Source organism: Aeromicrobium sp. SP1, from assembly GCF_055663785.1.
In genome coordinates this window covers 1,589,864-1,604,080 of the sequence record NZ_JBQVVK010000001.1, presented here as the reverse complement: position 1 = coordinate 1,604,080, position 14,217 = coordinate 1,589,864, and the positions used below count along the sequence as shown (strand labels likewise).

Below are 14,217 nucleotides of genomic sequence, written 5' to 3'. Positions count from 1 at the left end.
CATGGGGAGCCACCTCCTGCTCTTCCTGCTCCTGGGCGGCGTCGTCGGCGCCGGGGTGCTGCTCGTCGTGGTCGGCATGTCCGACCACGAGGAGGCGCCGCTGCGCACGAGCCGCAACCTCTCGGCGCGGGTGCGCGGCAGCGCGCGCCGGGCGTTCCTGGGCGTCCTGGCCGCCCTCGCGATCCTCGTGCTGACGTCGTGGCCCGTCCTGGCGGTCGCGGTCGGCCTGCTCGTGTGGTTCGCCCCCGCGCTGTTCGGCGGCCTGGCCAGCGAGCGGCGTGCGATGGCCCGGCTCGAGGGGCTCGCGGCGTGGACCGAGTCCCTGCGCGACACGATCGCCGGTGCCGTCGGGCTCGAGCAGGCGATTCCCGCGACCGCCTACGCCGCCTCGCCCGCGGTCCAGCCGGCGCTGCTGACGCTCACCGACCGCCTGCGGGTGCGCACGCCGCTGCCGACCGCGCTGCAGGGCTTCGCCGACGACCTCGACGATCCGAGCGCCGACCTGATCGTCGCCACCCTGATCCTCAACGCACGCCTGCGCGGCCCCGGCCTGCGCGACGTCCTGTCCTCCCTGGCGAAGTCGGCGCGCTCCGACCTGGACATGCGCCGCCGCATCGCCGCCGGCCGGTCCAGCACGCGCCGCAGCGTGCAGATCGTCATGGGCGTCACGGTCCTGTTCGTGCTGGGTCTGGCGATCTTCAACCGCTCCTACGTCGAGCCGTACGCGACGCCGATCGGACAGCTCGTCCTGATCGTCGTGATCGGCCTGTTCGCGGCGGGCTTCATGTGGATGCGCCGGCTCTCCGAGTACGAGCTGCCCGAGCGGTTCCTGCTGGCCAGGCAGGAGTCACGATGACCTGGATCCTGTTGTGCGGAGCGATCGCCGGAGCGGGCGCGTGGCTGCTGCTGAGCCGCTCGCCGGCCTTCGGCGCCACGGCCGCGTCCGAGCTGGCCCGGCTCGACGCCCAGCGCCGTCGTGGCCCGGCTCGCCGGGTCCACGAGGACGAGTCCCGGTCGCAGCGCCTCGGCGGCCGGCTGGCTTCGGCCATGGCCGTGCGCGGCGTCGAACTGCCGGCGGGCATCCGGTCCGACCTCGCCGTCGTCGACAAGTCGGTCGAGAGCCATCTGGGCTCGACCCTCGTCGCGGCGATCGTCGGCGCCTTCGCCCCGGCGATCGCGCTCGGTCCGCTCATCGTGCTGGGCGTCCTGCCGCCGACCCTTCCGCTGTGGCTCGCGATCATCGGTGCGCTCGCGGGCGCGGGGCTGGCGCAGGTGCAGCTGCACAGCGAGGCGAACGACCGGCGGCGCGACTTCCGGCACGTCGTCAGCGCGTTCCTCGACCTCGTCTCGATGAACCTCGCCGGCGGGCGGGGCGTCCCCGAGGCGCTCACCGCCGCGGCGGGCGTCAGCCAGGGCTGGGGCATGCTGCGGCTGCGCGACACGATCGACAACGCCCGTCTGCAGGGCGTCACGCCGTGGGCCGCGCTCGGCCGGCTCGGCGAGGACATGGCGGTCGACGAGCTGCGCGACCTGGCCGCCGCGCTCGCCCTCGTGGCCGAGGACGGTGCGAAGGTGCGCGACTCGCTCACGGCGCGTGCGTCGTCGATGCGTCAGCGCGAGCTCGCCGACTCCGAGACCCGCGCGCAGGAGCAGTCCCAGTCCATGCTCATCGCCCAGCTGCTGCTGGCGACGGGCTTCCTCGTCTTCCTGATCTTCCCGGCGCTGTCAGGCATCGCCGGGCTCTGAACGCCCATCCGAAGGAGAAATCCATGTATGCAGCTCTCACGTTCCTGGTCGCCCAGCTCGGCGGCCGTGTCGAGCGGGCCCGTCGTGAAGAGGGCGCCTCGGCGGTCGAGTGGGTCGTCATCGCCGCAGTGCTCGTCGCGGTGTGCGGCGCCATCGCCGCGATCCTGGTCAACGCGCTGACCAGCGAGGCCAACGACATCGGCAACGACATCCAGAACCCCTGATCCATGCGATCGCGAGCACGGGACGAGCGGGGGACCAGCGCCATCGAGCTGGTCCTGTACACGCCCCTGCTCATGATCGCGATGATCATCACGATCCAGTTCTCGCTGACCTACCTCGCGAAGCAGTCCGCGAGCGCCTCCGCCCGTGAGGCGGCACGCGTCGCGCGGGTCACCGGCGATGCCGACCTCGGCCGGCAGAAGGGCGTGTCGTCGGCGCAGCAGCTCGGCCAGGGCGTCCTGCAGTCGCCGCAGGTCACGGTCGTGCGCGTGGGCGACACGATGCGCGCGACGGTGTCCGGCCGGGCGAACCAGCTGCTGCCGTTCCTCGCGTCGCCGCGCGTCGAGGAGGTCTCCCAGGGCCACATCGAGGAGTTCGAGGAGGACACCGGACCATGATCCCGTTCCGCTCCGCGGCCACTCGCGAGCGCGGCTCGATGTCCGTCGAGGTCGTGCTCATGGTGCCGATCCTCGTGATGTTCCTGCTGCTCGTGCTGGCCGGCGGCCGTTACGTGTCGGTGCGCGCCGACATCGAGTCGGTCGCCCGCGACGCGGCTCGCGCGGCCTCCTTCGAGCGCACGAGCGGCGCGGCCCGCGACGCCGCCCTCGACGCCGCGCGCGACAGTGATGCCGACGACTCCTTCTCGTCGTGCGTCGTCGCCGACATCGGCGGCCGGTTCGAGGCCGGCGGCGTCGTCGAGGTGACCGTCCGGTGCCGCGTCTCGAACACCGGCCTCGGCCTCGTCGGACTCACCGGAACGCGCGAGTTCGAGGCCAGCAGCAGCGCCCCGATCGACCAGTACCGGAGGTTCGGATGAGCGGCCTCGCACCGCGTCGGCGCAGCCTGCGCGAGCGGGGCGGCGCGACGATCTTCGTGCTCGCGATGTCGGTCGTGCTGATGCTGTGCGCCGGTCTCGTGATCGACGGCGGCATGGGCATCAACGCCCGCATGCGCGTCGCGGACGACGCCGAGCAGGCGGCCCGGGCCGGCGCCAACGCGGTCGACGTGGCCCAGTTGCGCGCGGGCGGCGCCCTCGTGATCGACCCGGGCCTGGCCCGGATGTACGCCCAGGACTTCCTGTCGGCCCGCGGCTACGACCCCGGCGAGTTCAGCGTGACCGTGACGGCGGACTCCGTCGCGGTCGAGCTGCACGACACGAGCGACACCACGATGCTCAAGCTCATCGGCATCAACGAGTACCCGGTCACGGCGCGGGCCACCGCGACCGCGGCCACGGCCTGAGACGGACGAGGAGATCACCATGACCGATCCCACCACCACCCGTGGTGCCACCCGTTTCGAGGACCTGGCGCCGCAACCGGCGGCCGAGGGAGGGTCGACCGCGTCCCGCGTCGGAGCCGCGCTGGGTCTGCTCGCCCTGCTCGTCGGCCTTCCCGTCGCGCTCGTGCTGCTCGGCGGTGCCCCGCCGATCCCCACCGAGCTGCCCGGAGTGCGCGACCTCGCCCGTCAGCTGGGACCCGACGACCTCGTGACCGTCCTCGTGGCGGTCGTGTGGATCGTCTGGCTCGTGTTCGTGGGCTGTGTCGCGCTCGAGGTCGTCGCGACCCGGCGCGGGGGACTGGCGCGCACGGTGCCGTTCGCCGGTCCGCTGCAGCACCTGGCGCGCGCCCTCGTCGGCGGTCTGCTGGTGACCGGACTCGTGGCCGGACCGGCCGGTGCCGCCACGGCGTCGGCGGCCGACGACGTCGCGCCCCGCTCGACCCCGGTCGCGGCGCAGGTCGTGGACGCCCCGCCCGCCGCCGAGTCGAAGCCGACGCGTGCCGAGCGCGTGGAGCAGCGGATCGAGGGCGAGCTCGTCTACACCGTCAAGGCTCCGCGTGACGGCTACCACGACAACCTGTGGGACATCGCCGAGAAGCACCTCGGCAGCGGTCTGCGCTACAAGGAGATCTACGAGCTCAACAAGGACAAGGTGCAGGTCGACGGGCGACGGCTCGAGCTGGCCCGGCTGATCCAGCCGGGATGGCAGCTCGTCCTGCCCGCCGATGCGGTCGGTGTCGATCGCGTGCCCGTGGCTCCCCAGCCGGCGACTCCCGCCCCCGGCGGCAGCCAGGGCCCCGGCGCGGGCAGCACCGCCTCGGCGGACACCGCCGACGTGGCAGTCACCGATGCCGCCCCCGAGACGACCCAGTGGTGGATGGGCGCCGGGCTGCTGGCCAGCGGGCTGCTCGCGGCGCTTGCGGTCGCGCGCCGCCGCCGGCCCGGCACCGAGCCCGACGAGGACGCGCGCGAGGTCGAGGCCGACCTGCGGCTCGCCGCCGACCCGGGCCGCGCCGCGACGCTCGCCGCCGTCCTGCGCCAGCTGACCTTCGCGTGCGACCGGTCCGCGGTCGCCGTGCCCGTCGCGTACGCGGCCGTCGTCGGACACGACGAGGTGCTGCTCCACCTCGCGCCGGCCGTGCCCGAGGCGGTACCCGGCTGGGAGTCGCTCGACGGCGGCTCGCTCTGGCGGTTCGCCGGCGACCTCACCGATCTCGAGCCGCCGGAGGACGTCGCGCCGGCGTACCCGTCGCTCGTCAGCCTCGGCGTCGACGCGGAGGGCCGCGACGTGCTGGTCGACCTGGCCTCCTCCGGCGGCCTCATCACGATCGGCGGCGACCTGCACGTCGCGGGCGAGATCGTCACGTCGCTCGCCCTGCAGGCAGCGGTGAGCCCGTGGTCGCGCAGCGTCCGGGTCGCCGCGAGCGGACTGCCGCCGGCGATCGCCGCCGTGACCGAGCGGATCACCCTGGTCGACGACGTCGAGGCGGCCGCAGCCGACCTCGATCGCGGCGTGCGCGACGACGTGCTGAGCGGTCGTCGCCGCGACGACGAGATCACGGTCCTGGCCGTCGGCTCGACGGTGCCCGGGTTCGCGATGCATCGACTCGCGACGCTCGCGGCGGGCACCCCCGGTCTGGCCGCGGTGACCATCGGCGACCACGAGGCCGCGCGCTGGCGCCTCCACGTCGACGAGCACGGCACCCTGCACGTGCCCCAACTGGGGCTGGGTGTCACGGCGAACCGGATCGGCGCGCGCCATGCCGAGGCCGTGGCGGCGCTGTTCGCCTCGGCCGGACTCGCGACGCGCCCCGGCGAGGACGACCGGGTCGCGGTCGCGCTGCCACGCCGCGACGCCGACGACGCCGCGTGGCTCACCGCCACGTGCCGGGTCGGCATCCTCGGAACCGTCGTGGTCGACGCGCCCACCGAACCCGACGACCGACGCGCGGAGACGCTCACCGAGCTCGTCGCGTTCCTGGCGGTGCACCCCGAGGGCGTGCACCCGACGGTGCTGACCGGTGCGGTCTGGCCGCTGGGCGTCACGCCGGAGGTGCGCGACGCCAACATCGACCGTGCGCGCAGCTGGCTCGGCACCGACCGCGACGGCAGCCACAGACTTCGCGAGGGCACCGACGGACGGTTGTCGCTCGGCCCGGACGTCGTGTGCGACTGGGACGGGTTCCGCCATCTCGTGATCGCGAGTCGTCGTGCCGAGTTCGTGCGCGAGGAGATCGGCCTGCTGCGCCGAGCGCTCAAGCTCGTCCGTGGACCGGCCTTCGACGAGGCGCCGCGCGGCCGCTACGCATGGACCGTGACCGTCGGCCTGCCGCGCACGATCGGCGAGCTCGTCGTCGATGCCGGACTACGGCTCGCGACCCTGCTGGAGGGCGGCGGCGACCCCGCGGGCGCCGCGGCGGCCGCCGGTGCGGTGCTGCGCGTGTACCCCGCGCACGAGGAGGCGTGGCGGATCCTGCTGCGCAGTCGTCACGCCACCGGCGGAGTGGCCGGCCTCTCCGCGGCGGTCGACCAACTCGAGGCCGCGCTGAGCGGCGCCCCGATGGATCCCACGACGGCCACGCTCGTCGACGAGCTGTGGCCGGACCGGGGGACCCGGATCTCCTGAGGCACGGCCACTACGCTGGAGTGGACATGAACCCCGTCAGCGACCGCGTGTACCTCGATCACGCCGCGACCACTCCGATGTGGCCGGAGGCGATCGACGTCATGTACCGCGAGCTGCAGCGGACGGGCAACGCCTCGAGTCTGCACGAGTCGGGACGTCGGGCCCGCCGGGTCGTGGAGGAGTCGCGCGAGCTGATCGCCGAGCGCCTCGGCGCCCGGCCCAGCGAGGTCGTCTTCTGCTCGGGCGGCACCGAGGCGAACAACCTCGCGATCAAGGGCCTGTACTGGTCGCGCCGGTCCGAGGACCCGGGGCGCGACCGCGTGCTCTTCAGCTCGATCGAGCACCACGCGCTGCTCGACCCCGTCACGTGGCTCGCCGCGCACGAGGGCGCGCGCATCGACGTGACCCCGGTCGACCGCCAGGGACGCATCCGGATCGAGGCGCTCGCCGAGTCCGTCGAGTCGGCCCCGCACGACGTCGCGGCGATCACGACGATGTGGGCCAACAACGAGATGGGCACGATCCAGCCGGTGCGCGAGGTCGTCGACCTGGCCAGGCGGTACGGCATCCCGGTCCACTCCGACGCGGTGCAGGCGGCCGGCTACGTCCCGCTCGACTTCGGCGCGAGCGGTCTCGACGCGATGACGGTCACGGCGCACAAGCTGGGCGGACCGGTCGGGGTCGGCGCGCTCGTGATCCGGCGTGAGCGCGATGCCACGCCGCTGCTGCACGGTGGCGGCCAGGAGCGCGACCTGCGGTCCGGCACGGTCGGGGTGGCGCTGATCGCCGCGTTCGGCACGGCGCTCGACCTCACGGTCCAGCGCCAGGCGTTGACCTCGGCGCGCATCGAGCGACTGCGCACGCGACTCGTCGACGGGCTGCAGCGAGTCGTGCCCGACGCGATCGTCAACGGCGACCCGCAGGCGGGTCTGGACCACCGGCTGCCGAACATCGCCCACGTCACGTTCCCCGGGTGCGAGGGTGACGCGCTGCTCATGCTGCTCGACGCCCAGGGCATCGAGGTCTCGACGGGATCGGCGTGCCAGGCCGGCGTCCCGCAGCCCAGCCACGTCCTGCTGGCGATGGGGTTCGACGACGCCGCCGCACGCGGGTCGATCCGCTTCAGCCTCGGTCACACCTCGACCGAGGCGGACGTCGACCGCCTGCTGGCGGTGCTGCCCGCGGTGCAGGAGCGCGCCCGCGCCGCCGGCCTCGTCCGGAGCCGGACGTCATGAGGCTCATCGCCGCGATGTCCGGCGGCGTCGACTCGGCGGTCGCGGCGGCCCGCGCCGTCGACGCCGGCCACGACGTGACGGGGGTGCACCTCGCGCTCAGTCGCAATCCGCGCTCGTACCGGTCCGGCGCCCGCGGGTGTTGTTCGATCGAGGACGCCGGCGACGCCCGCCGGGCGGCCGACGCCATCGGCATCCCGTTCTTCGTGTGGGACATGAGCGACGAGTTCGCCGACGAGGTCGTCGACGACTTCGTGGCGGAGTACACCGCCGGCCGCACGCCGAACCCGTGCCTGCGCTGCAACGAGAAGATCAAGTTCGCGGCCGTCCTGGACCGGGCGCTCGCGCTCGGCTTCGACGGTGTCGTGACGGGCCACTACGCGCGGCTGGTCGACCGCGACGGCGTCGTCGAGATGCATCGCGCGGCCGACCACGGCAAGGACCAGTCGTACGTCCTGGGCGTGCTGACGCAGGACCAGCTGCGGCGGTCGGTGTTCCCGCTGGGCGACGATCCGAAGACCCTCGTCCGCGAGGAGGCCGAGCGACGGGGTCTGCAGGTCGCGCACAAGCCCGACAGCCACGACATCTGCTTCATCGCCGACGGCGACAACGCCGGCTGGCTCGCCGAGAAGCTGGGTCCGCTGCCCGGCGACGTCGTCGACGAGTCGGGCGAGGTCGTCGGCGCGCACGACGGGGCCTACGCGTTCACGATCGGGCAGCGCCGCGGTCTGCGGCTCGGCGTCCCGGCCGCCGACGGCAAGCCGCGGTTCGTGCTCGACATCGAGCCGGTGAGCCGCACCGTGACGGTCGGTCCCCGCGACCACCTCGCGGTCGGCCGGATCGAGGCCATCAAGCCGCTGTGGTGCGCCGCGCCGCCCGTCGGCGACCTCGAGTGCAGCGTGCAGCTGCGCGCCCACGGCGACGAGCACCGGGCGACGCTCACGGTCGACGGCGACGAGGTCCACGTGCGCCTGCACGACCCCGCGTTCGGGATCGCCCCGGGCCAGGCGTGCGTCGTGTACGACGGCACGCGGGTGGTCGGCTCGGCCACGATCTCGCGCACGTCGCGGACCGTCGCAGCCTGAGTACCCGTCGGGAATCGCGGGACCGCCGGAATCGTTGACCCCGACGTGTGGGACAGCATCGTCATCGGCGGCGGCCAGGCCGGATTGTCGACCTCGTTCCACCTGGGCCGGCTCGGCGTGCGCCATCTCGTCCTCGACGCGAACCCGCGGCCGGGCGGCGCCTGGCAGCATCGCTGGGACGCGCTCACGATGGACGACGTGCACCGGGTCGCCGACCTGCCCGACGAGGTCCTGCCCGAGGCGGTCGGCCGCGAGCGCGCCAACGCCTTCGTCCCGGCCTACTTCGCCGGCTACGAGCGACACCACGAGCTCCCCGTCGTGCGCCCCGTCGTCGTCACGTCGGTGCGCGACGACGACGGCCTGTTGAGGGTCGAGTCCGACGACGGTCGGAGCTGGACGACGCGCACCCTCGTCAACGCGACCGGCACGTGGCGGCGTCCCTTCGTGCCGTACTACCCGGGCCGCGAGACGTTCGCCGGCGAGCAGTGGCACACCGTCGACTACCCGGGCCCGGACCACTTCCGCGGCAAGCGCGTCCTCGTCGTCGGCGGCGGTGCCTCGGCGGTCCAGTTCCTGGGCGCGCTCCGTCCCCTCACCGACACCGTGTGGGTCACCCGTCGCGAACCGGTCTGGCGCACGGGCGGGTTCGGCGAGGTCGAGGGCCGCGAGGCCGTCGCCCAGGTCGAGGACCGGGTCCGCCGGGGCCTGCCGCCGCGCAGCGTCGTGAGCGTCACGGGGCTCATGCTGCGTCCCCAGGAGCAGGAGGCGGCCGCCCTCGGCGCGTACGAGCGGCGTCCGATGTTCGCCCGGATCGAGCGTGACGGGGTCCGCTGGGCCGACGGGTCCTTCGAGCGCGTCGACGTGATCATGTGGGCGACCGGCTTTCGCCCCGATGTCGAGCACCTCGCCCCGCTGCGCCTGCGCTCGCCGCTCGGCGGCATCCAGCTCGGCGCCACGACGTCGACCGCGACGACCGCGGTCCTCGATCCCCGGATCCAGCTCGTGGGCTACGGTCCGTCCGCGTCCACGATCGGCGCGAACCGGGCCGGCCGGATCGCGGCCAAGGCGGTGGCGCGGCGGCTCGATCGCGAGGACGTCGCGTCGGCCTGACCCGGAGTCAGAGCGCGCGCTCGAGGACGAGGTCGTCCTCCGTGCGACCGCCCACGACGAAGCGCCGCTCGCCGACGACCTCGAAGCCGTGCTTGGCGTAGAAGCGCTGGGCGCGCGAGTTCTGCGCGTTCACGCCGAGCCACACGCTCGCGGCGCCGGCCGTGGCGGCCCGGTCGAGGACCGCCGTCATGAGCGCCGTCGAGACGCCCGAGCCGTGCGCGGACGGGTCCGCGTAGCACTTGCTCAGCTCGATGCTGGGACGCCGACGCACGATCTGGGCGTGCTCGCCGTAGGGCTCGCCGGCGAACGTGAGGGTGTAACCGACCAGTCCGGAGGCGTCGTGGGCGACGAGCACCTCGGCCTCGGGCTCGGCGAGGTACTCGGCGAAGCGCGCCCGGCTGAGGTGCTCGGCGACGAACGCCTCGATGTCGGCCTGCGGCATGCCGGGCGGGCACGCGAGCGGGAAGGTGAGCGCCGCGAGGTCGACGAGGGCGGGCAGGTCGGCGGCGGTGGCGGGACGAACGGTCACCGGACGATTGTCGCGTCTCGCGGTCCACTCTGCGCCACCCGACGGGGACGAGGGTCGGTGGGGGAGGATGGGCGGGTGCGCGCAACGGGGATCGGGTCCATGCCGGGAGAGGACTTCGACCTCACCGCGCGGTTCGTCGTCGACGCGTTCGGCGACGAGGGGCTCGTGTTCGTGCCCGAGCTGCCCACCCGCGGGGCGCCGGCCGGCATGATCGGCCGCACGCTCGGGCTGGTGCCACTGCCGATCGACCTGCAGCCGGCGGGCTGGCGGCTCGCGCCGGGGGAGGGGATCGACCAGCGCCGCGCCCGGTCGCTGCTCGCCCAGGACCTCGATCGACTCGAGGAGCTCCTCGACGGTCTGCGCGTCACCGTCAAGCAGCAGGTCACCGGGCCGCTGACCCTCGCGGCGACGGTCGAACGACCCCGCGGCGACAAGCTGCTCGCCGACCACGGCGCGCGGCGTGACCTCGCCGAGGCGCTCGCCGAGGGACTGCGCGACCACGTCGCCGACCTGCGCCGCCGGTTCCCGGACTCCGACCTCGTCGTGCAGGTCGACGAGCCGGGCATGGCCGCGGTGCTCGCGGGCTCGGTGCCGACGGCGTCCGGGTTCGGCAGGCACCGTACGGTCCAGCCCCCGGAGGCGGACGCCATGCTGCGGCACCTCACGACGGCGATCCGCGACGGTGGCGCGACGCCGGTCCTGCACTCGTGCGCCCCCGACGTCCCCGTGGCGCTCGTGGCGGGCGCGGGCTTCGCCGCGATCTCGTTCGACCTCGCGCTCGCACGCCCGGGCGATGCCTGGGCCGAGGCGTTCGAGGCCGGAGTCGACCTGTGGCCCGGCGGTGGCGACGCGGCGCGCATCGAGGACTTCATGGGCCGGCTCGGCTTCGAGGCCGAGTCCTTCGCGGCCCGCACGGTCGCGACGCCGCCGTGCGGCCTCGCGGGGGAGTCGCCGGCCGCCGCCCGCGCGACGCTCGAGCGCACGAAGAAGGTCGCCGCGTCGTTCGGCTGAGGCGGCCCCATGCCGCCTGCCTCCTCAGTCGGCGTCGCGGAGCAGCCGCAGGGTCGCCTTCTCGACGGCGGCGCGGCGCTCCGCCTCCGTCGTCAGACTCTCGAAGGTCCGGCGGGAGATCACCGTCCCGGACTCGTACAGGCTCACGAGCCGCGGGTCGACGTACGCACTGCGCACGACGGCGGGGGTGTTCCCCAACGCGAGGGCGACCTCGTTCATGACGTCGCGCACGGCGCGGGTCCGCGAGGTCGTCGTGTCGCCGGGCTCGTCGCTGAGCGCGAGCAGCTCCGCGGCGAGCACCGTCGCCGCCCACGTGCGCAGGTCCTTGGCCGAGACGTCGAGCCCGGTCTGCTCGCGCAGGTACTCGTTGACGTCGGCGGAGTCCAGCGCCGTGACCGCCGCCGCGGCGCGGTACTCCAGCAGGCGGGGTCCGCCGCCGCGCCGCCGTCGCATGCGGTTGAGCGCCGCGACGACCTCGGCATCGTCGAGCACGACCTCGTGCTCGATGCCGGACTTGCCGAGGAACCTCACGACGAGCGCATCGCCCTTCGCCCGCACGTGACGGCGCTCGAGCGTCGTCAGGCCGAAGCTGCCCTGGCGCGCGTAGACGTCGTTGCCGACCCGGAAGGCCCCCGAGTCCAGCAGGCGCACGGCGAGGGCCGCGGCATGCTCGCGCGACCCGTCCGTCAGGGCGAGGTGCTCGACGACCGTCTCGCGCAGCCGCGGCAGCGACGTCGCGATCTGGCTGACCCGGTCGAACTTCTCGAGGTTGCGCCGGCGCACCCAGTCGGGGTGGTACACGTACTGCGTCCGGCCCGCCTCGTCGACGCCGGTCGCCTGCAGGTGACCGTTCGGCCAGGGGCAGATCCACACGTCGGTCCACGCCGGCGGGATCACGAGGGACTCGACGCGCTCGCGCTCCTCGCCGGTCAGGATGGCGCCGTCCTCGTCGAGGTAGCTCCAGCCGCCCCCGGCGCGACGGCGCGTCCAGCCCTTCGTCCGGGTCGTGACGCGGCGCAGTCTCATGTTCGGCACCCTACGAACCCACGGCGGCTCGGCAACCCGAACACTGTCGGGCCCGCGCACTAGGCTCGCTCCCATGGCGGACTCACCCGGCTCAGACCTGCCAGCGGACAATCCCGGCATCGATGCCGCGAGGGCCGAGGTCGCGCAGCTCACCGAGCAGATCGAGGGCGCGCGCGACGCGTACTACGGTCGCGACACCTCGCTGGTCGACGATGCGACGTACGACGCGTGGATGCACCGGCTCGAGGACCTCGAGCGGCTCCATCCGGCGCTCCAGGGCCAGGACTCGCCGACGCTCAACGTCGGCGCCGCGGCGAACTCCGCCCTCGCGCCGATCGAGCATGCGGAGCGGATGCTGAGCCTGGACAACGTCTTCTCCGCCGACGAGTTGCGCGAGTGGTGTGCCAAGGCCGAGCGGTCGGCCGGCCGCCACGTGGAGTGGCTGACCGAGGCCAAGATCGACGGACTGGCGATCTCGCTGCGCTACGAGCACGGCGTGCTGACCTCCGCCGCGACCCGCGGCGACGGAAGGGTCGGCGAGGACGTCACGGTGAACGCGGTCCGGCTCGAGGGCATCCCCGAACGACTCTCCGGGTCGGGGCACCCGCCGATCGTCGAGGTGCGCGGCGAGGTGTTCATCGGCATCGCCGCGTTCGAGCGGCTCAACGCGTTCCAGGCCGAGCTGCGCGACCGGGTCGTGGCGGAGGCCACGGCACGTGGAGTCGACGAGGAGCGTGCGAACGCGTCCGCGGCCCGGCGGTTCCCGGCCTTCGCCAACCCCCGCAACGCCGCCAGCGGCGGCCTGCGCCAGCAGCTCGACAAGAAGGACGGCCTCGAGCTCGAGGCCGGGCGTGAGCGCATCGCCTCGCTGGCCCTGTTCGTGCACGGCATCGGGGCCTGGGACCGCCCTCCGGTCGCCGCGCAGAGCGAGGTCTACGACCTGCTCCGGTCGTGGGGCCTGCCCACGAGCCCGAACACCCGCGTCTACGGCTCCGTCGACGACGTGATCGCCCGCGTCGTCGAGCTGGGCGAGCACCGGCACGACCTGCTGCACGAGATCGACGGTGTCGTCGTCAAGGTCGACGAGCTCGCGCTGCACCCCGAGCTGGGCGAGACCAGCCGGGCCCCGCGGTGGGCGATCGCCTACAAGTACCCGCCCGAGGAGGTCCAGACGACGCTGCTCGACATCGTCGTGTCCGTGGGCCGCACGGGCCGGGCCACGCCGTTCGCCGTCATGGCGCCCGTCCGGGTCGCCGGCAGTGTCGTGCGGCAGGCCACCCTGCACAACCAGGACGTCGTCAAGGTCAAGGGCGTGCTGATCGGCGACACGGTCGTGCTGCGCAAGGCCGGCGACGTCATCCCCGAGGTGCTGGGTCCGGTCGTGGAACGCCGGGACGGCAGCGAGCACGAGTTCGTGATGCCCACGCACTGCCCCGTGTGCGGTGCCGCCCTCCGCCCGATGAAGGAGGGCGACATCGACCTGCGGTGCCCGAACGCCCGGGCCTGCCCGGCGCAGGTCCGCGGCCGTGTCGAGCACATCGGCTCGCGCGGCGCGCTCGACGTCGAGGCGCTCGGCGAGGTGACCGCCGCCGCGCTCACGCAGGGCGACGGCGCGCCGCTGCAGACCGAGGCCGGCATCTTCGACCTCACACTCGACGACCTCGTGCCGGTCGACGTCGTGGTGCGCGACGCCGAGACCGGTGAGGTCAAGCTCGACGACGCGGGCGAGCCGGTCCGTCGCTCGCCGTTCCGGGTCAAGTCCGGCGAACCGTCGAAGCAGGCGCTCGTGCTCCTCGACGAGCTGGAGAAGGCCAAGACGAAGGACCTGTGGCGCCAACTGGTGGCACTGAGCATCCGGCACGTCGGTCCGGTCGCCGCGCGCGACCTGGCCCAGTACTTCGGCTCGCTCGACGCGATCCGCGCGGCCTCGCGCGACGAGCTGGCCGCCGTCGAGGGCGTGGGCGGGATCATCGCCGACTCGCTGCTCGAGTGGTTCGCCGTGGACTGGCACGTCGAGATCGTCGAGCGATGGTCGGCCGCGGGGGTGCGCTTCGCGATCCCCGACCATCCCGGGCCGGGGGCGGCGAGCACGGCGGGCGGTGTCCTGGACGGGCTCACGCTCGTGGTCACCGGTTCGCTGGAGAACTTCACCCGCGACTCGGTCAAGGAGGCGATCATCGCCGCGGGTGGCAAGGCGGCCGGATCGGTCAGCAAGAAGACCGACTACGTCGTCGTCGGCGAGAACGCCGGGTCCAAGGCGGAGAAGGCCGAGCAGCTGGGCGTCACGATCCTCGACGAGGCCGGCTTCCAGAAGCTGCTCGACGGCGGGCCCGACGCGCTGGCCTGACC

The 14,217-nt window shown here is 73.7% G+C and carries 14 protein-coding genes; 12 read left to right on the top strand and 2 right to left on the bottom strand.

Annotation, left to right across the window (positions count from 1 at the left end; translation table 11 throughout):
* Nucleotide 1: 1 nt before the first annotated feature.
* The 10 genes from ACT26F_RS07835 to ACT26F_RS07790 are packed head-to-tail and all read left to right on the top strand — an operon-like array spanning nt 2 to nt 9,302.
* Entirely contained in the window at nt 2–856 is an 855-nt protein-coding gene (locus ACT26F_RS07835; protein ID WP_471669952.1) for a type II secretion system F family protein, read from the top strand.
* A complete protein-coding gene (locus ACT26F_RS07830) occupies nt 853–1,746 on the top strand; it encodes a type II secretion system F family protein (RefSeq protein ID WP_471669951.1) in 894 nt (297 codons plus the stop codon). Before ACT26F_RS07835 ends, ACT26F_RS07830 begins: the two co-directional genes overlap by 4 nt.
* A 23-nt stretch (nt 1,747–1,769) precedes the next feature.
* Nucleotides 1,770–1,970 carry a hypothetical protein gene (locus ACT26F_RS07825; RefSeq protein ID WP_471669950.1) on the top strand — a complete coding sequence of 67 codons (201 nt, stop codon included), beginning with the start codon at nt 1,770–1,772 and terminating at the stop codon, nt 1,968–1,970.
* 3 nt (nt 1,971–1,973) lie between these two features.
* Nucleotides 1,974–2,366: a TadE/TadG family type IV pilus assembly protein gene (locus tag ACT26F_RS07820; RefSeq protein ID WP_471669949.1), complete on the top strand. Its 393-nt coding sequence runs from the start codon at nt 1,974–1,976 to the stop codon at nt 2,364–2,366.
* A complete protein-coding gene (locus tag ACT26F_RS07815; RefSeq protein WP_471669948.1) occupies nt 2,363–2,785 on the top strand; it encodes a TadE/TadG family type IV pilus assembly protein in 423 nt (140 codons plus the stop codon). Before ACT26F_RS07820 ends, ACT26F_RS07815 begins: the two co-directional genes overlap by 4 nt.
* Nucleotides 2,782–3,210 (top strand): TadE/TadG family type IV pilus assembly protein, encoded by a 429-nt coding sequence (locus ACT26F_RS07810; RefSeq protein WP_471669947.1) that lies wholly within the window; start codon nt 2,782–2,784, stop codon nt 3,208–3,210. Before ACT26F_RS07815 ends, ACT26F_RS07810 begins: the two co-directional genes overlap by 4 nt.
* A gap of 19 nt (nt 3,211–3,229) precedes the next feature.
* The gene (locus ACT26F_RS07805; protein ID WP_471669946.1) at nt 3,230–5,875 is read left to right on the top strand and encodes a hypothetical protein; all 2,646 of its coding nucleotides are present in this window, start codon (nt 3,230–3,232) and stop codon (nt 5,873–5,875) included.
* 26 nt (nt 5,876–5,901) lie between these two features.
* Nucleotides 5,902–7,110, top strand: a complete 1,209-nt coding sequence (locus ACT26F_RS07800) for a cysteine desulfurase family protein (protein ID WP_471669945.1) — start codon at nt 5,902–5,904, stop codon at nt 7,108–7,110.
* A complete protein-coding gene (mnmA, locus tag ACT26F_RS07795; RefSeq protein WP_471669944.1) occupies nt 7,107–8,192 on the top strand; it encodes a tRNA 2-thiouridine(34) synthase MnmA in 1,086 nt (361 codons plus the stop codon). Before ACT26F_RS07800 ends, mnmA begins: the two co-directional genes overlap by 4 nt.
* 45 nt (nt 8,193–8,237) lie before the next feature.
* A complete protein-coding gene (locus tag ACT26F_RS07790) occupies nt 8,238–9,302 on the top strand; it encodes an NAD(P)-binding domain-containing protein (RefSeq protein ID WP_471669943.1) in 1,065 nt (354 codons plus the stop codon).
* 7 nt (nt 9,303–9,309) lie between these two features.
* Here the strand turns inward: ACT26F_RS07790 and ACT26F_RS07785 are convergent, their stop codons facing one another.
* Nucleotides 9,310–9,831: a GNAT family N-acetyltransferase gene (locus ACT26F_RS07785; protein ID WP_471669942.1), complete on the bottom strand. Its 522-nt coding sequence runs from the start codon at nt 9,829–9,831 to the stop codon at nt 9,310–9,312.
* A gap of 99 nt (nt 9,832–9,930) precedes the next feature.
* Between ACT26F_RS07785 and ACT26F_RS07780 the strand changes: the two genes are divergently transcribed.
* Nucleotides 9,931–10,842, top strand: a complete 912-nt coding sequence (locus tag ACT26F_RS07780; protein ID WP_471669941.1) for a uroporphyrinogen decarboxylase/cobalamine-independent methonine synthase family protein — start codon at nt 9,931–9,933, stop codon at nt 10,840–10,842.
* A 24-nt stretch (nt 10,843–10,866) separates the two neighbouring features.
* Here the strand turns inward: ACT26F_RS07780 and ACT26F_RS07775 are convergent, their stop codons facing one another.
* Complete coding sequence (locus ACT26F_RS07775; protein ID WP_471669940.1) at nt 10,867–11,868, bottom strand: DNA topoisomerase IB; 1,002 nt, start codon at nt 11,866–11,868, stop codon at nt 10,867–10,869.
* 73 nt (nt 11,869–11,941) lie between these two features.
* Here ACT26F_RS07775 and ligA point away from each other — a divergent pair, with 73 nt between their 5' ends.
* Nucleotides 11,942–14,215: an NAD-dependent DNA ligase LigA gene (gene ligA / locus ACT26F_RS07770; protein ID WP_471669939.1), complete on the top strand. Its 2,274-nt coding sequence runs from the start codon at nt 11,942–11,944 to the stop codon at nt 14,213–14,215.
* Nucleotides 14,216–14,217: the final 2 nt, after the last annotated feature.